Origin of the sequence: Gordonia sp. IEGM753 (assembly GCF_050321825.1) — a bacterium.
In the GTDB taxonomy this organism is placed as follows: Bacteria; Pseudomonadota; Gammaproteobacteria; order Pseudomonadales; family Pseudomonadaceae; genus Aquipseudomonas.
Genome location: NZ_JBNQGB010000002.1, coordinates 485,558 through 505,752, shown reverse-complemented (window position 1 = coordinate 505,752; position 20,195 = coordinate 485,558). Strand labels below are relative to the sequence as shown.

Annotated in this window: 21 protein-coding genes; 17 read left to right on the top strand and 4 right to left on the bottom strand. The window is 57.3% G+C overall.

What is annotated here, in order from left to right; all coding sequences use genetic code 11:
• Window position 1 precedes the first annotated feature (1 nt).
• From iscX to ACQR3R_RS15210, 12 genes are all read left to right on the top strand, one after another.
• Window positions 2–202 (top strand): Fe-S cluster assembly protein IscX, encoded by a 201-nt coding sequence (gene iscX, locus ACQR3R_RS15265; protein ID WP_428273116.1) that lies wholly within the window; start codon window positions 2–4, stop codon window positions 200–202.
• 90 nt (window positions 203–292) lie between these two features.
• Window positions 293–718: a nucleoside-diphosphate kinase gene (gene ndk / locus ACQR3R_RS15260; RefSeq protein WP_007916882.1), complete on the top strand. Its 426-nt coding sequence runs from the start codon at window positions 293–295 to the stop codon at window positions 716–718.
• A gap of 28 nt (window positions 719–746) precedes the next feature.
• Window positions 747–1,889, top strand: coding sequence for a dual-specificity RNA methyltransferase RlmN (rlmN, locus tag ACQR3R_RS15255; protein WP_428273115.1), 1,143 nt, complete (start codon window positions 747–749; stop codon window positions 1,887–1,889).
• Between the two features lie 17 nt (window positions 1,890–1,906).
• Window positions 1,907–2,665 carry a type IV pilus biogenesis/stability protein PilW gene (gene pilW / locus ACQR3R_RS15250; protein WP_428273114.1) on the top strand — a complete coding sequence of 253 codons (759 nt, stop codon included), beginning with the start codon at window positions 1,907–1,909 and terminating at the stop codon, window positions 2,663–2,665.
• A complete protein-coding gene (locus ACQR3R_RS15245; protein ID WP_428273113.1) occupies window positions 2,665–3,669 on the top strand; it encodes a RodZ domain-containing protein in 1,005 nt (334 codons plus the stop codon). The genes pilW and ACQR3R_RS15245 overlap by 1 nt, the downstream gene beginning before the upstream one ends.
• Before the next feature lie 3 nt (window positions 3,670–3,672).
• Complete coding sequence (gene ispG, locus ACQR3R_RS15240) at window positions 3,673–4,782, top strand: flavodoxin-dependent (E)-4-hydroxy-3-methylbut-2-enyl-diphosphate synthase (protein ID WP_054045372.1); 1,110 nt, start codon at window positions 3,673–3,675, stop codon at window positions 4,780–4,782.
• A gap of 25 nt (window positions 4,783–4,807) precedes the next feature.
• A complete protein-coding gene (gene hisS / locus ACQR3R_RS15235; protein ID WP_428273112.1) occupies window positions 4,808–6,097 on the top strand; it encodes a histidine--tRNA ligase in 1,290 nt (429 codons plus the stop codon).
• Window positions 6,098–6,137: 40 nt separating this feature from the next.
• A complete protein-coding gene (locus ACQR3R_RS15230) occupies window positions 6,138–6,779 on the top strand; it encodes a tetratricopeptide repeat protein (protein WP_428273111.1) in 642 nt (213 codons plus the stop codon).
• Window position 6,780: 1 nt separating this feature from the next.
• Window positions 6,781–7,923: an outer membrane protein assembly factor BamB gene (gene bamB / locus ACQR3R_RS15225; RefSeq protein WP_428273110.1), complete on the top strand. Its 1,143-nt coding sequence runs from the start codon at window positions 6,781–6,783 to the stop codon at window positions 7,921–7,923.
• A 239-nt stretch (window positions 7,924–8,162) separates the two neighbouring features.
• A complete protein-coding gene (gene der, locus ACQR3R_RS15220; protein WP_428273109.1) occupies window positions 8,163–9,632 on the top strand; it encodes a ribosome biogenesis GTPase Der in 1,470 nt (489 codons plus the stop codon).
• Between the two features lie 291 nt (window positions 9,633–9,923).
• Window positions 9,924–11,072, top strand: coding sequence for a methionine aminotransferase (locus ACQR3R_RS15215; protein ID WP_428273108.1), 1,149 nt, complete (start codon window positions 9,924–9,926; stop codon window positions 11,070–11,072).
• Window positions 11,060–11,851: an amidohydrolase gene (locus ACQR3R_RS15210; RefSeq protein WP_428273107.1), complete on the top strand. Its 792-nt coding sequence runs from the start codon at window positions 11,060–11,062 to the stop codon at window positions 11,849–11,851. Before ACQR3R_RS15215 ends, ACQR3R_RS15210 begins: the two co-directional genes overlap by 13 nt.
• 213 nt (window positions 11,852–12,064) lie before the next feature.
• On the opposite strand, the gene leuA is transcribed toward ACQR3R_RS15210, so the two are convergent.
• The 3 genes from leuA to ACQR3R_RS15195 form a co-directional block, all read right to left on the bottom strand.
• A complete protein-coding gene (leuA, locus tag ACQR3R_RS15205; RefSeq protein WP_428273106.1) occupies window positions 12,065–13,747 on the bottom strand; it encodes a 2-isopropylmalate synthase in 1,683 nt (560 codons plus the stop codon).
• A gap of 388 nt (window positions 13,748–14,135) precedes the next feature.
• Window positions 14,136–14,639 (bottom strand): L,D-transpeptidase family protein, encoded by a 504-nt coding sequence (locus ACQR3R_RS15200; RefSeq protein ID WP_428273105.1) that lies wholly within the window; start codon window positions 14,637–14,639, stop codon window positions 14,136–14,138.
• Window positions 14,640–14,704: 65 nt separating this feature from the next.
• Entirely contained in the window at window positions 14,705–15,256 is a 552-nt protein-coding gene (locus ACQR3R_RS15195) for a zinc ribbon domain-containing protein (RefSeq protein ID WP_428273104.1), read from the bottom strand.
• A 146-nt stretch (window positions 15,257–15,402) separates the two neighbouring features.
• Here ACQR3R_RS15195 and ACQR3R_RS15190 point away from each other — a divergent pair, with 146 nt between their 5' ends.
• From ACQR3R_RS15190 to purT, 5 genes are all read left to right on the top strand, one after another.
• Window positions 15,403–16,002, top strand: coding sequence for a CoA pyrophosphatase (locus ACQR3R_RS15190; RefSeq protein WP_428273103.1), 600 nt, complete (start codon window positions 15,403–15,405; stop codon window positions 16,000–16,002).
• Between the two features lie 69 nt (window positions 16,003–16,071).
• Window positions 16,072–16,596: a gamma carbonic anhydrase family protein gene (locus ACQR3R_RS15185; RefSeq protein WP_077049363.1), complete on the top strand. Its 525-nt coding sequence runs from the start codon at window positions 16,072–16,074 to the stop codon at window positions 16,594–16,596.
• The gene (locus tag ACQR3R_RS15180; RefSeq protein ID WP_428273102.1) at window positions 16,593–16,808 is read left to right on the top strand and encodes a DUF1289 domain-containing protein; all 216 of its coding nucleotides are present in this window, start codon (window positions 16,593–16,595) and stop codon (window positions 16,806–16,808) included. Before ACQR3R_RS15185 ends, ACQR3R_RS15180 begins: the two co-directional genes overlap by 4 nt.
• A 142-nt stretch (window positions 16,809–16,950) precedes the next feature.
• A complete protein-coding gene (locus ACQR3R_RS15175) occupies window positions 16,951–17,418 on the top strand; it encodes a hypothetical protein (RefSeq protein WP_428273101.1) in 468 nt (155 codons plus the stop codon).
• 99 nt (window positions 17,419–17,517) lie between these two features.
• Window positions 17,518–18,699, top strand: coding sequence for a formate-dependent phosphoribosylglycinamide formyltransferase (gene purT, locus ACQR3R_RS15170; RefSeq protein ID WP_428273100.1), 1,182 nt, complete (start codon window positions 17,518–17,520; stop codon window positions 18,697–18,699).
• Between the two features lie 114 nt (window positions 18,700–18,813).
• Here the strand turns inward: purT and ACQR3R_RS15165 are convergent, their stop codons facing one another.
• The gene (locus tag ACQR3R_RS15165) at window positions 18,814–20,127 is read right to left on the bottom strand and encodes a metabolite/H+ symporter (RefSeq protein ID WP_428273099.1); all 1,314 of its coding nucleotides are present in this window, start codon (window positions 20,125–20,127) and stop codon (window positions 18,814–18,816) included.
• Window positions 20,128–20,195: the final 68 nt, after the last annotated feature.

Below are 20,195 nucleotides of genomic sequence, written 5' to 3'. Positions count from 1 at the left end.
CATGATTCTCAAGTGGACTGATGTGCTGGAAATCGCCATTCAGCTGGCTGAAAAACACCCGGAGATGAATCCCTATTCGGTGAACTTCGTCAAATTGCGACAGTTGGTCATGGAATTGCCTGAATTCGATGATATTCCTGATCGAGGCGGCGAAAAGGTGCTGGAAGCTATCCAGGCAGCCTGGAATGACGAGCAGGACTAGGTCTACCTTACGCAGTTAGGCAATACCCAAGAACCCGCGTATAATTCGCGGGTTTAATTTTTCACAAATTACCGTTTCTGGAGTTACACCATGGCTGTTCAACGTACTTTCTCCATCATCAAGCCTGACGCTGTTGCAAAAAACGTCATCGGCGAGATCACTACTCGTTTCGAAAAAGCAGGCCTGCGCGTTGTAGCTTCGAAACTGAAGCAACTGTCCAAGGCTGAAGCTGAAGGCTTCTACGCTGAGCACAGCGCTCGTGGTTTCTTCGGCGACCTGGTTGCTTTCATGATCTCCGGTCCGGTTGTCGTTCAGGTTCTGGAAGGCGAAAACGCTATCGCTCTGAACCGTGAGCTGATGGGCGCTACCAACCCTAAAGAAGCTGCTGCCGGCACCATCCGTGCTGACTTCGCTGACTCCATCGACGCCAACGCTGTACACGGTTCGGACTCCGAAGCCGCTGCTGCTCGCGAAATCTCGTACTTCTTCGCAGCTACTGAAGTAACCACTCGCTAAGCATTGGCTTATGAGTGAAGGTGAATCCATGACTACATCGACTGTAAAAACTAACCTGCTGGGTTTGACTCAGCTGGAAATGGAAAAATTCTTCGACTCAATCGGGGAGAAGCGTTTCCGTGCCGGTCAGGTAATGAAATGGATTCACCACCTTGGCGTCGATGATTTCGACGCCATGACGAACGTCAGCAAGGCCTTGCGTGACAAACTCAAGGTTATTGCCGAAGTTCGCGGTCCTGAAGTCGTCAGCGAGGACATTTCCACCGACGGCACCCGTAAATGGGTGGTGCGCGTGGCGTCCGGCAGCTGCGTCGAGACTGTTTACATCCCCCAGGGCAAACGCGGCACTCTGTGCGTTTCGTCCCAGGCAGGCTGTGCCCTGGATTGCAGTTTCTGCTCCACCGGCAAGCAAGGTTTCAACAGCAACCTCACCGCTGCCGAAGTGATCGGTCAGGTGTGGATTGCTAATAAGTCGTTCGGCAGCATCCCGGCGACCGCCGACCGTGCAATCACCAACGTGGTGATGATGGGCATGGGTGAGCCGCTGCTGAACTTCGACAACGTCGTGGCTGCCATGCATCTGATGATGGATGACCTGGGCTACGGGATTTCCAAGCGCCGCGTGACCCTGTCCACTTCGGGCGTGGTGCCGATGATCGATGAGCTGTCCAAGCACATCGATGTGTCCCTGGCGTTGTCACTGCATGCGCCGAATGACGCATTGCGTAATCAATTGGTGCCGATCAACAAAAAATATCCGCTTAAGATGCTGCTCGAGTCGTGCCAGCGCTACATGTCGTCCCTGGGCGAAAAGCGCGTGCTGACTATCGAGTACACGTTACTTAAGGATATCAACGACAAGGTTGAGCACGCGGTCGAAATGATCGAGTTGCTGAAGAATATTCCGTGCAAGATCAACCTGATCCCGTTTAACCCGTTCCCGCATTCCGGTTACGAACGCCCGAGCAACAATGCGATTCGCCGGTTCCAGGATCAGCTTCATCATGCAGGTTTCAATGTCACCGTTCGCACCACCCGCGGTGAAGATATCGACGCCGCGTGTGGCCAATTGGTAGGACAGGTGCTGGATCGCACCCGTCGCAGCGAACGTTATATCGCCGTGCGCGAGTTGAGCGCCGAAAACGATATGACGCAAAACGCAGCGAAATAATTCAAGAGAGGATCTCTATGTCCCTGCGCTTTGCGCTGCTGTTGCTGTTGGCCAGCCTGTGTGCTGGTTGTGTTCTGTCGGGCGATTTCAACCCGATGAAAACCAGCAAGGGCCGCGATGAAGCGCGTGCCGCCTACGTACAGTTGGGTTTGGGGTATTTGCAGCAGGGCATGACTGAACGGGCTAAAGTGCCGCTGAAAAAGGCTTTGGACCTGGACAGTTCGGATCCGGATGCCAACGCCGCGCTGGGGTTGGTGTTTCAGGCCGAGATGGAACCGGAACTGGCAGACCAGCATTTTCGAAAGGCACTGTCTTCACGTCCCGGCGATGCGCGAATCCTGAATAACTACGGCAGCTTTCTTTACGAAGAAAAACGTTATAAAGAGGCTTACGAGCGCTTCGAACAAGCCGCTGCCGATACTCTGTATCCTGAGCGTTCACGCGTGTTCGAGAGTTTGGGAATGACTGCCTCGAAGCTCGGCGACCGTGATCTGGCGCAGCAGCAATTGGAAAAAGCCTTGCGGTTGAATCGTCAGCAACCACGTGCATTGCTGGAAATGGCTGAGTTGTCGTTCGAAGACAGGCATTATGTGCCCGCGCGTGACTACTACGATCGTTTTAGCCTGCTCACCGAGCAAAATGCACGTAGTCTATTGCTCGGCGTGCGGCTGGCAAAAGTGTTTGAAGATCGCGACAAGGCCGCCAGTTTTGGCCTGCAACTAAAACGACTCTATCCCGGTACGCCGGAATATCAGCAATACCTGTCGGAGCAATGATGAAAGCGGCGCATCCCGAAGTTGTAGCAGCGAATCGCGTTAATCCCGGTGAGACTTTGCGCCAGGCCCGCGAGAGCAATGGCTGGTCGCTGGCCGAAGTGGCCCTTAAGCTCAACCTCACCGTTAATTCCTTGGGCAATCTGGAAGCCGGCGCTTTTGACAAGCTGCCTGGGCATACTTTTGCTCGTGGCTATATCCGCGCGTACGCCAAGTTGCTAGGTATGGACCAAACGCTTCTGGTTCAGCAGTTCGATCAATCCACCGGCACCGACTCCCAAGGCAGCAACGTCCACAGCCTGGGTCGAATCGAAGAGCCGGTTCGGGTTTCTCACACTATTTTGCGCATTGTCAGCCTGTTGTTGCTGCTGGCAGTCATTGGCGGTGGTTTTGTATGGTGGCAAGATCAAACTTCGCAACGCGCCAAGGATTTGACCAGCCTCAGCCCGGAACACGTTGAAGTAGAAGGCGCTGACGGTACTACCCGCATTCATCCGCTGGACGAGCCGGAAGACCAGGCCGTTACCGAAGGTCAGGCTGAGGGCCAAACCGCGCTCGCCTTGCCGCCAGCGGAAACCTCGGCTGAAACGCCAGCGGCAGTGCCTGCTCCAACGGTCCCGGCACAAAGCAATGCCCCAGTGGTTGCAACTCCAGCGACCCCTGCACCGGCTCCTGCTGTTCCTGCGGTACCGGCTCCAGTTGTCACCGCTCCGGTCGCCTCGACTGCACCTGCAACAACGGCTGAGCCCGTTGCACCGGTTGCCGGCCAAGGTCAGGTACAACTGTTGTTCACCGCCGATTGCTGGACGCAAGTGACCGATGGAACCGGCAAGGTTTTGTTGAGTGGTCTCAAGCGCAAAGGCGAAAACGTTTCCGTCAGCGGCAAGCCGCCGTTTGCTGTACGCCTGGGTTTTGCTCGTGGCGCACAGGTCAGTTACAACGGGCAGGTGGTTGATGTCGCTCCGTTCACCAGTGGCGAGACTGCTCGCCTGAAGTTGGGTCAATAAGTCATGCACGGCGAATCTCCAATCAAACGTCGCGAATCCCGCAAGATTTGGGTCGGTAACGTGCCTGTTGGCGGCGATGCGCCTATCGCTGTGCAGAGCATGACCAACAGCGACACCAACGACGTGGCTGCCACCGTGGCCCAGATCAATCGTCTGGAAGCTGCCGGTGTCGACATCGTGCGTATTTCGGTGCCAGACATGGATGCCGCCGAAGCGTTTGGCAAGATCAAGCAACTGGTCAAGGTGCCATTGGTTGCCGACATCCATTTCGACTACAAGATCGCTTTGCGAGTAGCCGAGCTGGGCGTTGACTGCCTGCGCATCAACCCGGGCAATATCGGCCGTGAAGACCGTGTGCGGGCCGTTGTCGATGCGGCGCGTGACCGCGGTATTCCTATCCGTATTGGCGTTAACGCCGGCTCCCTGGAAAAAGACCTGCAAAAGAAATACGGCGAGCCCACCCCGGCCGCATTGGTCGAGTCTGCGTTGCGTCATGTCGAGCACCTTGAACGTCTGAATTTCAAGGATTTCAAGGTCAGCGTGAAAGCCTCGGACGTGTTCATGGCAGTCGCTGCCTACCGTCTGCTGGCAAAGGAAATTGTCCAGCCGCTTCACCTTGGGATCACCGAAGCAGGTGGTTTGCGCTCAGGCACAGTGAAATCCGCCGTGGGCCTCGGTATGCTGCTCGCCGAAGGGATTGGCGATACTATCCGCATCTCGTTGGCGGCTGACCCGGTCGAGGAAGTGAAAGTCGGCTACGACATTCTCAAATCCCTGCATTTGCGTTCCCGTGGCATCAACTTCATTGCCTGCCCGAGCTGCTCGCGGCAGAACTTCGATGTGGTCAAAACCATGAACGAGCTGGAAGGGCGCCTTGAAGATTTGCTGGTGCCGCTGGATGTTGCGGTGATCGGCTGCGTGGTCAACGGTCCGGGCGAAGCCAAGGAAGCCCATATAGGGTTGACTGGCGGCACGCCAAACCTGATTTACATCGACGGCAAGCCGTCGCAGAAACTGACGAATGAAAATCTGGTGGATGAGCTGGAACGCTTGATCCGCCAGAAAGCGGCCGAAAAGGTCGAAGCTGACGCAGCCGTTATCGCGCGTGGCTAGAGCCGAACGAATTTAAGGATTTAAAGTGAGCAAGTCTCTGCAAGCCATCCGTGGCATGAACGATATCCTGCCCGAACAGACCCCTGTGTGGCGTTATTTCGAAGGCACCGTTGCGCGTTTGCTGGATAACTACGGTTATAAGCAGATCCGCATGCCGATTGTCGAATTCACTGAGCTGTTCAAGCGGTCTATCGGTGAAGTGACCGATATCGTCGAAAAAGAGATGTACACCTTCGAGGACCGTAACGGCGACTCCCTGACATTGCGTCCGGAAGGCACCGCCGCGTGCGTGCGTGCGGTACTTGAGCACGGCATCACCGGTGGCGGCCAGGTACAGAAACTCTGGTACATCGGCCCGATGTTTCGCCACGAACGTCCACAGAAGGGCCGTTATCGCCAATTCCACCAGATCGGTCTCGAGGTCTTTAACCTCGACGGTCCGGACATTGACGCCGAGCTGATCGTGCTCACCTGGCGCCTGTGGGGCGAGCTGGGAATCCGTGATGCGGTCAAGCTAGAGCTCAACAGCCTGGGCACCAGCGAGTCTCGCGGACGGTATCGCGAAGCGCTGGTCGAGTACCTCAGTGCGCACTTGGACAAGCTGGACGAAGACAGTCAGCGTCGTTTGAAGACGAACCCACTGCGTGTTCTGGACACCAAAAACGCTGATACTCAAGCCGTGCTGGTCGATGCGCCGAAAATGGCCGATTACCTGGACGACGAGTCTCGTACGCACTTCGAGGGCCTCAAGGCTCGCCTCGATGCGGTGGGCATTCCTTATGTGATCAACCCGAAGCTGGTTCGCGGGCTGGATTACTACAGCAAGACTGTTTTCGAATGGGTCACTGACAAGTTGGGCGCTCAGGGCACGGTATGTGCGGGCGGTCGTTACGACGGTCTGGTGGAGCAGATGGGTGGCAAGCCGACTTCTGGCGTAGGTTTCGCCATGGGTATCGAGCGCTTGGTGCTGATGCTTGAAACACTTGAGCAAATCCCGGAAGAGCTCTCTCGTCAGGTCGACGTCTACCTGTGCGCCTTCGGCGAAGCTGCCGAATTGGCCGCGCTGTCGCTAAGCGAGCGGGTTCGTGATCAATTGCCAAACCTGCGCTTGCAGATCAATGCCGGCGCTGGCAGCTTCAAAAGCCAATTCAAGAAAGCCGACAAGAGCGGTGCGTTGTACGCGCTGATCCTTGGTGACGACGAAATGGCCCAGCAAGTGGTAGGTTTCAAACCCCTGCGTGGCCAGGGCGAACAACAAAGTATTGCCTGGGATGCGCTTGCTGCACACCTGGCCACCTGCGTCGTGCAGGGTTGAAGCTGTCAAACAGCCGATTTAGCGATTGAGGAGTATTGGGGTGTCGAGTACCGAAGACGAACAGTTGGCAGATTTGAAGGACTGGTGGACACGTAACGGCAAGCCCCTGGTCACTGGCGGCCTGTTGGCGCTGGTCATCGTGTTCGGCTGGCAGGCTTTTCACAAGTATCAGAGCAATCAGTCGCAAGGCGCCTCGATTCTCTATCAGCAACTGCTCGAAACCACGCTGACGCCTGACGGCAAGCCTGATGCGGGTCGTGTTGCAGAGCTGGCCGGCAAGCTCAACAGCGAGTTCGGTGGTAGCGCTTACGCCCAATACGGCAGCCTTTTCGTAGCGAAAGTTGCAGTCGACAGCGGCAAGCTGGACGACGCAGCCAGCGAGTTGAAAGCCATTAGCGACAAACCGGCCAACCCGGCGCTGGGCGAAATTGCCCGTCAGCGTCTGGCGCAGGTATTGGCTGCGCAGAACAAGGCCGATGAAGCCCTGAAACTGCTAGAAGGCGATGCCGATAAAGCATTCCTGGCCACTCGCGAAGAACTCAAAGGCGACCTGTTGGTGCAATTGGGTCGTACCGATGAGGCGAATACCGCGTATCAAAAAGCCAAGGCAGCACTGTCGGATGAAGCGGCAGTCGGTGGCCTACAAATCAAGCTGGACGACCTGGCCAAAGGGGATGCGTGACGTGATCCGTTGGAAACATGCAGCATTGCTGGCTCTGGCCATTTTGGCCGCGGGTTGCAGCAGCAACAGCAAAAAAGAATTGCCGCCTGCCGAGTTGGTCGACTTCAAAGAAGAAGTTGTCCTGCAAAAGCAGTGGAGTCGTTCGGTTGGTGACGGTCAGGGCGAAACCTACAACATGCTGGTGCCGGCGATCGATGGGGACACCATCTACGCAGCCGACGTTACTGGTGTGCTGATGGCGTTGGATCGCAGCAATGGCGACGTCAAATGGAAGAAAGATCTGGAACTGCCTGTTTCCGGCGCCGTTGGCGTGGGTTACGGTCTGGTCATGATCGGTACGCTGAAGGGTGAAATCGTCGCCCTCGACGCTACCAATGGTGAAGAGAAATGGCGCGCTCGCGTGTCCAGCGAAGTGCTTGCACCGCCGGCCAACAACGGTGATGTGGTTGTAGTTCAGACTCAGGACGACCGTCTGATCGGCCTGGATGCCGCTACCGGCACCCAGCGCTGGTTGTATGACAGCACGCCTGCAGTCTTGACCCTGCGCGGCACCAGCGCACCGATCGTTACCAACCGCCTCGCGGTGGCTGGTCTGTCGACCGGTAAAGTGGTTGCTCTCGACATTTCCAACGGCGTGCCGGTTTGGGAACAACGTGTAGCGATTCCACAGGGTCGTTCGGAACTGGAACGCGTAGTGGATATCGACGGTGGCCTGTTGCTGTCCGGCGGTACTTTGTACGTTGCCAGTTATCAGGGCCGCGTTGCGGCGCTGGACCTGGAAAGCGGTCGTCAGCTCTGGCAGCGTGATGCTTCCAGCTATGCCGGCGTTGCTCAGGGCTTTGGTAGCGTCTATGTAAGCTTGTCTTCGGGCACTGTTGAAGGCGTCGACGAACGTTCAACCACTGCGTTGTGGACCAACGATTCGCTGGCCCGCCGTCAATTGTCGGCTCCGGAAGTGTTCTCCAGCTATGTAGCAGTCGGTGATATGGAAGGTTACCTGCACCTGCTGAGTCAGGTTGACGGTCGTTTCGTCGGCCGCGAGCGCATCGACAGCGACGGCCTGCGTGCCCGTCCGCTGGTGGTGGGAGACACGATTTATGTATTTGGTAACAGCGGCAAACTGGAAGCCCTGACCATTAAGTAGTGGATTGACTATGCTTGGGGTTAATCCCTCAAGCGGCTTCACCATTGGTAGGACTGTAGGGTCGAGTTCGCCCGCTGCAGGCGTCAACGATCACGTTGGCGGCCTGAATAAACGCAGCTCCCAGGCGTTTTTTGCGAACAACTCGCTCCAGCAAAAACACACATGGTGATTGCCCCGAGCACCAGCCGCTGCCTAGCAGCGGCTTTTGTATTTTCTGAAATAACGAAGTGGAGAGCCGCATGGTTCCCGTAATCGCCCTGGTGGGCCGACCGAACGTCGGCAAGTCCACCTTGTTCAACCGCCTGACCAGGACTCGCGACGCCATTGTCGGCGACTTGTCCGGTCTGACCCGTGATCGCCAATACGGTGAGGCCAAGTGGCAAGGGCGTTCCTACATTCTGGTCGACACCGGTGGTATCTCTGGTGACGAGCACGGTATGGACGAAAAAATGGCCGAGCAGTCGCTGCTGGCCATTGAAGAAGCAGATGTTGTTCTGTTCCTGGTAGATGCCAAGGCTGGTTTCACCGCCGCCGACCAGATGATCGCCGAGCATTTGCGCAAACGTAACAAGCGTTCTTACGTAGTTGCCAACAAGGTCGACAACATCGACCCTGAAATGGCACGCGCCGAATTCGCCCCGTTGGGCATGGGCCACGCGATCCCGATCGCCGGTGCTCATGGCCGTGGCATCACCCAGATGCTGGAAATCGCACTGAGCGAATTCCCGAAAGACGAAGAAGAGCCGGAAGACGGCGAAGAAGAGATCGTTGCTGAAGGTGAGGAAGCCAAGCGCATTCCTGGCCCAAGTGAAAAAGACGGTATCAAGATCGCGATCATCGGCCGCCCGAACGTTGGCAAATCGACGCTGGTCAACCGCATGCTCGGTGAAGACCGGGTAATCGTCTATGACGAACCCGGCACCACCCGCGACAGTATTTACATTCCGTTCGAGCGTAACGACGAAAAGTACACGCTGATCGACACCGCCGGTGTGCGCAAGCGCGGCAAGATTCACGAAGAAGTTGAAAAATTCTCCGTGGTTAAAACCTTGCAAGCGATCAAAGACGCCAACGTGGTGATCTTCGTGATGGACGCCCGCGAAGGCGTGGTGGATCACGACCTCAACCTGCTGGGCTTCGCCATTGAGGCGGGTCGTGCGCTGGTGATCGCGATCAACAAGTGGGACGGCATGACGCCGGGCGAGCGCGACTTCGTGAAGGTCGAGCTGCAACGTCGACTGTTCTTCGTTGACTACGCCGACATCCACTTCATCTCGGCCCTGCACGGCACGGGCGTGGGCAACCTCTACGCATCCGTACAGAACTCGTTCAAGTCTGCGGTCACCCGCTGGCCAACCAACCGTCTGACCACGATTCTGGAAGATGCGGTTGGCGAACACGCGCCACCGATGGTCAACAACCGCCGGATCAAGCTGCGTTACGCCCACTTGGGTGGCGCGAATCCGCCGATCATCGTGATCCACGGTAACCAGATCGAGAAGGTGCCGAAGTCTTACGTACGGTATCTGGAAAACACTTACCGTCGTGTCTTGAAGCTGGTCGGTACACCGATCCGCATCGAGTTCAAGGGCGGCGAGAACCCGTACGAAGGCAACAAGAACTCGCTTACAGACCGTCAGGTCAACAAGAAGCGTCGCATGATGTCGCACCACAAGAAAGCCGACAAGAAGCGCCGCGACAAGCGCTGATTGCCGACAGCCCACTGCATGAGGTGGGCTTTTGTGGCGAGGGGACTCATCCACGTTGGGCGGTGCAGCCGCCCCAAAACCATCAGCAGCAGCCTGTTAGATGAGCCGCTGTGCAGGGTTTACGACTACTTCGTAGGCGAGCGGGGATAAATCTCTCGCCACAGGGCTTATGTGGTGAATGTATAAGAAGAAGGGTACCGGCTGGTGCCCTTTTTTTATGGGCGCTATTTGGGCTATTCTCGGGCTCTCCCGCGCCGCCGTTAGAGCCGGGTGCAGAGCAGGGAATCACCGATGATCACCAGTAAGCTGCCGAATGTCGGCATCACTATCTTTACTCAGATGTCGCAGCTCGCGGCGCAAACCGGCGCGCTGAATCTGTCACAGGGTTTTCCCGATTTTGATGCCCCCAAGGCGCTGTGCGATGCGGTAGGGCGGCACGTTGCAAACGGTCACAACCAGTACTCGCCAATGACCGGGCTGCCCGCGCTGCGCCAGCAAGTGGCGGCGAAGATCGCCCGCAGCTATGGCGTTACTGTCGATGCCGACAATGAAGTGACCATCACGCCCGGCGCCACTCAAGCGATTTTCTGTGCGATTCAGGCCGTTATCCACAGTGGCGATGAAGTGATCGTGTTTGACCCTTGCTACGACAGCTATGAGCCAGCGACGGAGCTGGCCGGCGGTCGTTGCGTGCATGTGCAGTTGGGCCTGAACGATTTCTCCATCGACTTCCAGAAGTTGGCCGACGCGATTACACCGCGCACGCGAATGATTGTCCTGAACTCACCGCACAACCCGAGCGGCGCGCTGATTAGCCGTGCCGAGCTGGACCAGTTGGCGGATTTGATCCGTGATCGCGACATCTACATCGTCAGTGATGAGGTTTACGAGCACTTGGTATTCGATGGTGTGCCTCACGTCAGCGTGCTGAATCACGAAGAGCTTTATCAGCGTGCCTTCGTCATCAGTTCGTTCGGCAAGACCTATCACGTCACAGGCTGGAAAACCGGCTACGTTGTCGCCCCGCCGGACCTGACGGCGGAGCTGCGCAAGGTCCACCAGTACGTCAGTTTCTGCGGCGTTACACCGCTGCAATTCGCCTTGGCTGATTTTATGGCCGAGCATCCGGAGCATGTCGAAGAGCTGCCAGATTTCTATCAGACCAAGCGTGACCTGTTCTGTGATTTGCTGGCGCCGTCACGTTTCAGCTTCACCCGGGTGACCGGCACCTATTTCCAATTGGTCGATTACTCGAAGATTCGTCCGGACCTCAATGACGTCGAGATGGCGCTGTGGATGACCCGTGAACATGGCGTGGCAAGCATCCCGATTTCGGTGTTTTACCAAACGCCACCCGAAGGCCAGCGCCTGGTGCGTCTGTGCTTTGCCAAACGCGAGGAGACCCTGCGCGAAGCAGCGGCAAAACTATGCGTGATCTGAGTGCACTTCCTAATCTGAACATTGCGTTGATCCAGACGACGTTGGCCTGGCATGACCGTCAGGCCAACCTCGAGCACTTCGAGCAGTTGCTGGAACAAGCCCGCGGTGCTGACCTGATCATCCTGCCGGAGATGTTCACCACCGGTTTTTCGATGGAGTCCGAGACCCTGGCCGAGTCCGAAAACGGTCCCACCAGCAAATGGTTGCGGGTTCAGGCTGCGAAACTGGACGCGGTGATTACTGGCAGTGTCATTGTTCAGGCAGCCGATGGCAGTCATCGCAACCGGTTGTTATGGGCGCGACCCGACGGTGAAGTCTGGCACTACGATAAACGCCACCTCTTTCGTATGGCCGGTGAGCACAATCACTACACGCCGGGTGAGCGTCAGGTGCAGTTTGAGCTCAAGGGCTGGCGAGTGCGGCCGCTGATTTGCTATGACCTGCGTTTTCCGGTGTGGAGTCGCGATGCGCAGGACACCGAATTGTTGCTATACACCGCCAACTGGCCGGGCGCGCGTCGCCTGCACTGGAATCGGTTGTTGCCGGCACGGGCCATTGAAAACCTCTGCTATGTGGCGGCCGTGAATCGGATTGGCACGGACGGGAAAGGCTTTGCCTATACCGGCGACAGTCAGGTACTGGACTTTCAGGGTGAGTCCCTGCTGAGCGCAGGTGAGGCGGATGGCGTGTTCCAGGTGGTGCTGAATGCGGCGGAACTGGCGGCTTATCGGCAGCGCTTCCCGGCGAATCTGGATGCGGATACCTTCCAGTTCACCTGAGAGCTCGGTCGACTGAGTCGGACCCTTCGCGAGCAGGCTCGCTCCCACATTTGATCGGTGTGAACACACGTTATCGGTTCACCCAAATCCCCTGTGGGAGCGAGCCTGCTCGCGATGGGGCCTTAACAGACCACACAAAAATCCCAGGCAAACAAAAAGGCCCCAAGGTTCTCACCCTGGGGCCCTTTGCATGTCAGCGAACGCTTATGCCGCTTATGCCGCTTCTTTAGCTTCCGGCTGACTCAGCGAGCGGTTCAGCGCACTGAACAGAGCCTTGAAGCTGGCAGTGGTGATGTTTTCATCGATACCCACGCCGTGTACCGCACGCTCGCCGTTCACCCGCAGTTCAATGTAGGCCGCAGCCTTGGCATTGGTGCCCGCGCCGATGGCGTGTTCGTTGTAGTCCATGATCTCCACCGGGATTGGCAGACCGGCAACCAGTGCTTCCAGCGCACCGTTACCCTTGCCACGCCAGTGCAGATTGGTTTCGCCCTGGCCTTTGCCCGAGACTTCCACTTCCACCGAACTGTTACCGTTTTCTTCCTGCAGGCGATGGCTGACCAGCGCGTACGGAGTATTGGCTTGCAGGTACTCGCTGTGCAGCAATGCGTGAATCTGCTGTGCGCTCATCTCGAGGCCCAAGCGGTCGGTTTCACGCTGAACAACCTGGCTGAACTCGATCTGCATGCGGCGCGGCAAGCTGATGCCGTATTCCTGTTCCAGCAAGTAAGCGATACCACCCTTGCCCGACTGGCTGTTGACGCGAATGACCGCCTCGTAGCTGCGGCCAATGTCGGCCGGATCGATCGGCAAGTAAGGCACTTCCCACAGTGTGTCCGGTTTCTGCTGCGCGAAGCCTTTGCGGATAGCGTCCTGGTGCGAGCCAGAGAATGCGGTATGCACCAGGTCGCCAACGTATGGGTGACGCGGATGTACCGGGATCTGGTTGCACTCTTCAACGACTTTACGCACGCCGTCGATGTCCGAGAAATCCAGCTCAGGGTTTACACCCTGGGTGTAGAGGTTAAGTGCCACGGTCACCAGGTCGACGTTACCGGTGCGCTCGCCGTTGCCGAACAGGCAGCCTTCGACGCGGTCAGCGCCTGCCATCAGGCCCAGTTCGGTGGCGGCAACGCCAGTGCCACGGTCGTTGTGGGTGTGCAGGCTGATGATGACGCTGTCACGACGGTTGATGTGACGGCCAAACCATTCGATCTGGTCGGCGTAGATGTTAGGTGTGGCGCATTCGACGGTGGCCGGCAAGTTGAGAATCATCTTGTGCTCAGGCGTCGGGTTCCACACTTCAATCACCGCGTCGCAGACTTCCTTGGCGAACTCCAGTTCGGTGGCGCTGAAGGTCTCCGGTGAGTACTCGAAAGTCCACTCGGTTTCCGGTTGCTGGGCGGCGTATTTGACGAACAGCTTGGCCGCGCTTACAGCGATTTCCTTGATTCCGTCCTTGTCTTGATTGAAGACGATGCGGCGGAAGGAAGGGGAGGTCGCGTTGTACAGGTGCACGATGGCTTTCTTGGCGCCGCGAAGCGATTCAAAGGTGCGAGCAATCAGGTCTTCACGGCCCTGGGTCAGCACCTGGATGGTGGTGTCGTCCGGGATGTGGCCTTCTTCGATCAAGGTGCGCACGAAATCGAAGTCGGTTTGCGAAGCGGCCGGGAAAGAGGCTTCAATTTCTTTAACGCCCACCGAGACCAGGGTTTTCCAGAAGCGCAGTTTTTTGACTGCGTCCATCGGCTCGATCAGCGACTGGTTCCCGTCACGCAGGTCAGAGCTGCACCAGATCGGTGCCGTGGTGATGGTCTTCGACGGCCAGGTACGGTCCGGGATGTCGATGGTCGGGAACGCGCGATATTTCGAAGACGGGTCTTTGAGCATGCTCATCGGGAAATCCTTATTGTGTGGGCCGAAAAAAGGCGGCCTGCCGGTGGTTCAGTGTTAGAGGGATAAAGCGCAAGGACGAGGCACCGCGATTCAGCCTGGCAGTCGTGCACTGACTAGGCACAGGCTGCGGTGCTGGCGGAGCTGAATGAGGGTGTGAGAGGTTTTCATGCCTTCAACCCTAACCGCGAGGATCGACGATGGCAAGCAGTCGAAAAAAATTGAGAGGAATACTCGAAAAGGTGATTTTAGCGAGATTTTATTGTTGCTTGTTGCAGGTATCGTGTCGATGTTTGCGCGAGGCTGGAACGATGCGCAATTGGATATTGCGCGGGGTGATCACTCGTAGCCTGCGGCGGTTGTCGCCGCAGACGGCAATGGAAAGGCTGGTTTAAGGACGAATCTCGATCATCGTCCCATCGGGCACCAATCCCCACACTTCACGCATGTCCATGTTGCGCATGGCGATGCAGCCATCGGTCCAGTCCAGGGTATGAAACAGGTTCTCCGGGTAATCATAAGTGTCCGGAGTACCGTGAATCATGATCATCCCGCCTGGGTCTACACCTTCGCGGCGGGAGCGGGCGGCATCGGTCACATTGGGGTAGGAAATGTGCATCGCCAGGTTGAAGCGGTCGCTGACCTTGCGCCAGTCCACCCAATAAAAGCCTTCGGGCGTGCGCTTGTCGCCTTCCATCAATTTTGTGCCTTTAGGTTGTTTGCCCAACGAAATGCGGTACGTGCGCAGCGGCTTGCCGTCGGCAATCAATTGCAGTTGATGCGCGGATTTAAGCACCAGGATTTTTTCGATAGGCTTGCCATCCAGAGTGACCACGGTGGAAGCCTGGGACACAGCAACGAACATCAAGCAAAACAGGGCAAGCAACCAGCGCATTGAAACGATATCCCTAGAGGTGTCGCGACTATTTATTTATAGGTGTTTTTTAACGAACTATCACCTCAGGTGATGGCAGGTTGCGCGAGGGGCGGAATTGATTCGGATCGCACGGGATACTCCTCGGTCCGCCGGTCAGCGTAGAAGCATTCTAGGGTACGGCCCACCGTGCGAAAAGCCAGCTCGGACCAAGGGATGTCGGCTTCTTCGAAAAGCGCGACTTCGAGGCTCTCTGGGCCGGCGGCGAAATCCAGGTCGGCAAGCTCTGCGCGAAAGAATACGTGCACCTGGCTGATATGCGGCACGTCGATCAATGTATAGATGCTGAGATTTCGCACGCGGGCGCAGGCTTCTTCTGCTGTTTCGCGAATGGCGGCTTGTTCGATGGTTTCACCGTTCTCCATGAAGCCTGCCGGCAAGGTCCAATAACCGAGGCGAGGCTCTATCGCGCGGCGGCACAGCAACACTTTGGAACCCCAGGTCGCCACGCATCCGGCGACAATGTTGGGGTTCTGATAATGAATGGTCTGACAGCTGTCGCAGACAAAACGCAGGCGCGAGTCGCCGTCTGGAATGCGTTGTTTCACCGGGTTGCCGCACTGGCTGCAAAATTTCATGCTTGGGTTCCTGAATGCTGCGCCTATCTTGGCGTGCAGCGGTGTCTGTCGGCAAGTTGTCGTTTAGCGACACATGGCAGTTCGGGGCTTGGGCGGTCGGTGTGATTGGTGCATGATGCAGGGTAAGGCACAGATCGAGAACACTCATGCTGGACGAGCTACTGCATCGGGTAAGCAACCACACGCCACGCACACTGGAAACCGACAGGCGTTTCCCCGAAGCCGCCGTGTTGGTGCCCATCACTCGCAGTGATGAACCGGAACTGGTCCTGACCTTGCGCGCCAGTGGACTCTCCACACATGGTGGCGAAGTTGCCTTTCCCGGTGGGCGACGTGACCCGGAAGACCCCGACCTTATATTCACTGCGTTGCGCGAAGCGGAAGAAGAAATCGGCCTGCCACCCGGGCTGGTTGAAGTGATTGGCCCGCTGAGCCCGCTGATTTCGCTGCATGGCATCAAAGTTACGCCGTATGTCGGCGTTATCCCGGACTTCGTCGAGTACCGGGCCAACGACGCCGAGATTGCGGCGGTGTTCAGCGTTCCGCTCGAGTTCTTCCGAAAGGATCCGCGCGAACACACGCATCGTATCGATTACCAGGGCCGCAGTTGGTACGTGCCGAGTTATCGCTATGGCGAGTACAAGATATGGGGCCTGACCGCGATCATGATCGTCGAGTTGATCAACCTGTTGTATGACGCGAAAATAAGCCTGCACCAGCCCCCCAAAAGTTTTATCAATACCTGAAGCCATCATTCGTATGGTGTAAACCTGGCTTTTTTCACGTGAGCCTGCCTGAGCCGTGAGGACAACAAAATGAAATACCGTCTGGGCGACGCCCGCGTCGAAACCCATCCGCAGAGTTGGGTCGCACCAAATGCGGTGCTGGTGGGTAAGGTCAAGCTGGAAGAGGGCGCCAATGTCTGGTTCAACGCGGTGCTGCGTGGCGACAATGAGTTGATCCTGATCGGCAAGAACAGCAACGTCCAGGACGGCACGGTGATGCACACCGACATGGGCTACCCGCTGACTATCGGTACCGGCGTGACCATCGGCCATAACGCCATGCTCCATGGCTGCACTGTCGGTGATTACAGCCTGATTGGTATTAATGCGGTGATTCTAAACGGCGCTAAAATCGGCAAAAACTGCATCATCGGCGCCAACTCACTGATTGGCGAAGGCAAGGAAATCCCGGACGGGTCGCTGGTCATGGGATCGCCAGGCAAAGTGGTGCGCGAACTCACCGAGCAGCAGAAGAAAATGCTCGAAGCCAGTGCCGCGCACTACGTGCACAACGCCCAGCGCTACGCTCGCGATCTGGTCGAGCAAGAACAATGAGCACACCTGAGCGCCCGGTTCGTTCCCCGTGCGTGAGCATTTGTGCGCTCGACAACGACGACATCTGCACCGGGTGCCAGCGCACCGTGGAAGAAATTACCCGTTGGAGCCGCATGGACAACGAGGAGCGTCGCCACGTGTTGGGGCTGTGCCATGAGCGGGCCAAGTCGAGTGGGTTGTTGTGGATGATGGGTACAAAATCCGATAATTAAAAAGCGCTTTCCTGCAGGAGCGAGCGTGCTCGCGAAAACGCAAGGGCGGCGCAGATCATCTGGTTTTATGCATTTTCGTTGTCGACAATCGCGAGCTCGCTCCTACCTCTATTACTCATTCATCCAGGCCTTGCCAATCGCCATGCTCTTTCTGATCGCCTATATCAGCAGCGTCGTGCTGATCAATTACGCGTTTTCCAGCGCACCGCATCTGGACATCATCTGGTCGGCATGGGGTGGCTTGGTGTTCGTCCTGCGCGATATGGTGCAAACCCGTTTTGGCCATGGCGCCATTGTCGCGATGCTGGCGGCGCTAGTGTTGTCCTACGTGACCTCCGATCCCTCCATTGCAATGGCAAGTGCCACCGCTTTTGCGGTGTCCGAGTGCATAGACTGGTTGGTGTTCAGTATTACCAAGCGCCCACTGCATGATCGCTTGTGGATAAGTTCGGCGCTCAGCATTCCCCTCGATACATTCATCTTCTTTGGCATGATCGACGCGTTCACGCCGGCGGTGATCCTTACCGCAATGGGTTCCAAGTTCGCTGGTGTTACAGCGGTTTGGTTGATCATGGCCTGGCGTATACGCAAACAGGCCGTCGCCAGCTGAAGCCAAACGCTGTGGTTCATGTAAAATGCCGCGCTTTCTCCCCATGGGAAGCGCGCCTGGCGTTGCATCCCTCGATGATCCGCTTCTTGAGGACCTGAGATGACCCGTATCGGAACTCCGTTGTCGCCGACCGCGACCCGCGTATTGCTGTGTGGCTGTGGCGAGTTGGGCAAGGAGGTGGTGATCGAGCTGCAGCGTCTGGGCGTTGAAGTGATTGCCGTTGATCGCTACGCCAATGCCCCGGCCATGCAAGTTGCGCATCGCAGCCACGTGATCAACATGCTCGATGGTGCTGCCCTGCGCGCCGTGATCGAAGCCGAGAAGCCGCACTTCATCGTGCCGGAAATCGAGGCCATTGCCACGGCGACGCTTGTGGAACTGGAAGCTGAAGGCTTCACGGTGATCCCGACCGCTCGCGCCACGCAGTTGACCATGAACCGCGAAGGCATCCGTCGCCTGGCCGCAGAAGAGCTGGACCTGCCGACCTCGCCGTACCACTTCGCCGATACCTTCGAGGACTACAGCAAGGCCATCGAAGACCTCGGTTTTCCGTGCGTGGTGAAACCGGTGATGAGTTCGTCGGGTAAAGGTCAGAGCTTGCTGCGCAGCACCGATGACGTGAAAGCGGCGTGGGATTACGCTCAGGAAGGTGGTCGCGCCGGTAAAGGTCGGGTGATCATTGAAGGCTTCATCGATTTTGATTATGAAATTACCCTGCTGACCGTACGTCATGTGGGTGGTACCACGTTCTGTGCGCCGGTCGGTCACCGTCAGGAAAAAGGCGACTACCAGGAATCCTGGCAACCACAAGCGATGAGCCCGATCGCCTTGGCCGAATCCGAGCGCGTCGCCAAAGCGGTCACTGAGGCCTTGGGCGGTCGGGGTCTGTTTGGTGTTGAGCTGTTCATAAAAGGTGATCAGGTGTGGTTCAGCGAAGTGTCGCCGCGCCCGCATGACACTGGTCTTGTGACCCTTATTTCTCAGGATCTGTCGCAGTTCGCGCTGCACGCCCGGGCGATTCTGGGCCTGCCGATTCCACTGATCCGCCAGTTCGGGCCATCGGCTTCGGCGGTGATCCTGGTGGAAGGGCAGTCGACCCAAACCGCATTCTCGAACCTGGGTGCCGCATTGAGCGAGCCGGACACGGCATTGCGTCTGTTTGGCAAGCCAGAAGTGAATGGTCAGCGCCGGATGGGCGTGGCATTGGCGCGGGATGAGTCGATTGAAGCGGCTCGCGCCAAAGCGACCCGTGCTTCAAAGGCTGTTGTTGTAGAGCTGTAAATCGAGGCGCGGCATTCGCTAGCAGGCCAGCGCCCACAGGTTTATTGGTTGGTCACACATTTTGTGTACATCCAATTTCCATGTGGGGGCCAGCCTGCTGGGGATGTCTTCGATTCAGGTAACCCGATTCAAATCGTTATTGCGCGTTTCCTTCAGGCACAGCACAGCAATCAAGCTGAGCACCGCAGCCCCCGATACATACCCGCCGACATAACTCAAACCGCCCATTGCTACCAGTTTCTGCGCGAAGAACGGCGCCGCCGAGGCTCCGACGATTCCGCCCAGATTGTAAGCGGCAGACGCGCCGGTGTAGCGCACGTGAGTGGGGAACAGTTCTGGCAACATGGCGCCCATCGGTGCGAATGTCACGCCCATCAGGAACAGTTCGATACACAAGAACAGTGCTACGCCCCAGGTCGAGCCTTGGGTAAGTAACGGCTCCATCAGGAACCCGGACAAAATCGCCAGTACGCCACCGATGATTAACACGGGTTTGCGCCCATAGCGGTCGCTGGCCCATGCCGACAGCGGTGTAGCGGCTGCCATGAACAGCACCGCAAAGCACAGCAGGCCGAGAAAGGTCTCGCGGGTGTAGCCCAGCGTCGAGACGCCGTAGCTCAGGGAAAATACGGTCGAAATGTAGAACAGCGCATAGCACACCACCATCGAGCCCGCTCCCAACAGCATCGGTGCCCAATATTGGCTGAACAGCTCGACCAGCGGGATCTTGACTCGCTCCTGGCGCGCCATTGCGTTGGCAAACACCGGTGTTTCGTGGAGTTTGAGGCGCACATACAAGCCGACCATCACCAAGACTGCGCTGAGCAAGAACGGAATCCGCCAGCCCCATGCGCGAAATTGTTCGTCGTTCAACGTCATGGCCAGCGTCAGGAACAAGCCGTTGGCAGCCAGGAATCCAATGGAAGGCCCGAGTTGCGGGAACATACCGAACCAGGCGCGTTTGCCCTTCGGCGCATTCTCTGTTGCCAACAATGCTGCGCCACCCCATTCGCCGCCTAAACCCAAGCCTTGGCCGAAGCGCAGCACGCACAGCAAAATCGGCGCCCAGGCTCCGATGCTGTCGTAACCCGGCAGCACGCCGATCAGCGTAGTGCACACACCCATCAGCAGTAACGAGGCAACGAGTGTCGATTTGCGCCCGATGCGGTCACCGAAGTGTCCAAACAATGCCGAACCGAGCGGCCGGGCAAGAAACGCAATGCCGAAGGTCAGGAAGGCTGACAGCATCTGCGCGGTGCCAGAGGTCTGGGGAAAAAATACCGGGCCAATCACCAGCGCAGCGGCAGTGGCATAAACGTAGAAATCGTAGAATTCGATGGCGGTGCCGATGAAGCTTGCGGTCGCCACGCGGGTGGCCGAATTCGTCGGTTGCGCAGGCGTGGTATCGCTATAAGTCGTGCTGGTCATGCGGTTATCCCTGACAGTCTTGTGCTCCAGTGGAGCGAATTATTATGGTCGAGCACCCAGGGATGTGG

Coding starts and splice junctions, on each gene's coding strand:
- der (WP_428273109.1), top strand. CDS start 8,163: ATGGTTCCCGTAATCGCCCTGGTGGGCCGACCGAACGTCGGCAAGTCC.
- pilW (WP_428273114.1), top strand. CDS start 1,907: ATGTCCCTGCGCTTTGCGCTGCTGTTGCTGTTGGCCAGCCTGTGTGCT.
- ACQR3R_RS15165 (WP_428273099.1), bottom strand. CDS start 20,127: ATGACCAGCACGACTTATAGCGATACCACGCCTGCGCAACCGACGAAT.
- iscX (WP_428273116.1), top strand. CDS start 2: ATGATTCTCAAGTGGACTGATGTGCTGGAAATCGCCATTCAGCTGGCT.
- ACQR3R_RS15185 (WP_077049363.1), top strand. CDS start 16,072: ATGAAATACCGTCTGGGCGACGCCCGCGTCGAAACCCATCCGCAGAGT.
- ACQR3R_RS15175 (WP_428273101.1), top strand. CDS start 16,951: ATGCTCTTTCTGATCGCCTATATCAGCAGCGTCGTGCTGATCAATTAC.
- ACQR3R_RS15200 (WP_428273105.1), bottom strand. CDS start 14,639: ATGCGCTGGTTGCTTGCCCTGTTTTGCTTGATGTTCGTTGCTGTGTCC.
- ndk (WP_007916882.1), top strand. CDS start 293: ATGGCTGTTCAACGTACTTTCTCCATCATCAAGCCTGACGCTGTTGCA.
- ACQR3R_RS15195 (WP_428273104.1), bottom strand. CDS start 15,256: ATGAAATTTTGCAGCCAGTGCGGCAACCCGGTGAAACAACGCATTCCA.
- ACQR3R_RS15180 (WP_428273102.1), top strand. CDS start 16,593: ATGAGCACACCTGAGCGCCCGGTTCGTTCCCCGTGCGTGAGCATTTGT.
- ACQR3R_RS15245 (WP_428273113.1), top strand. CDS start 2,665: ATGAAAGCGGCGCATCCCGAAGTTGTAGCAGCGAATCGCGTTAATCCC.
- ACQR3R_RS15215 (WP_428273108.1), top strand. CDS start 9,924: ATGATCACCAGTAAGCTGCCGAATGTCGGCATCACTATCTTTACTCAG.
- leuA (WP_428273106.1), bottom strand. CDS start 13,747: ATGAGCATGCTCAAAGACCCGTCTTCGAAATATCGCGCGTTCCCGACC.
- ACQR3R_RS15190 (WP_428273103.1), top strand. CDS start 15,403: ATGCTGGACGAGCTACTGCATCGGGTAAGCAACCACACGCCACGCACA.
- purT (WP_428273100.1), top strand. CDS start 17,518: ATGACCCGTATCGGAACTCCGTTGTCGCCGACCGCGACCCGCGTATTG.
- rlmN (WP_428273115.1), top strand. CDS start 747: ATGACTACATCGACTGTAAAAACTAACCTGCTGGGTTTGACTCAGCTG.
- ACQR3R_RS15210 (WP_428273107.1), top strand. CDS start 11,060: ATGCGTGATCTGAGTGCACTTCCTAATCTGAACATTGCGTTGATCCAG.
- ispG (WP_054045372.1), top strand. CDS start 3,673: ATGCACGGCGAATCTCCAATCAAACGTCGCGAATCCCGCAAGATTTGG.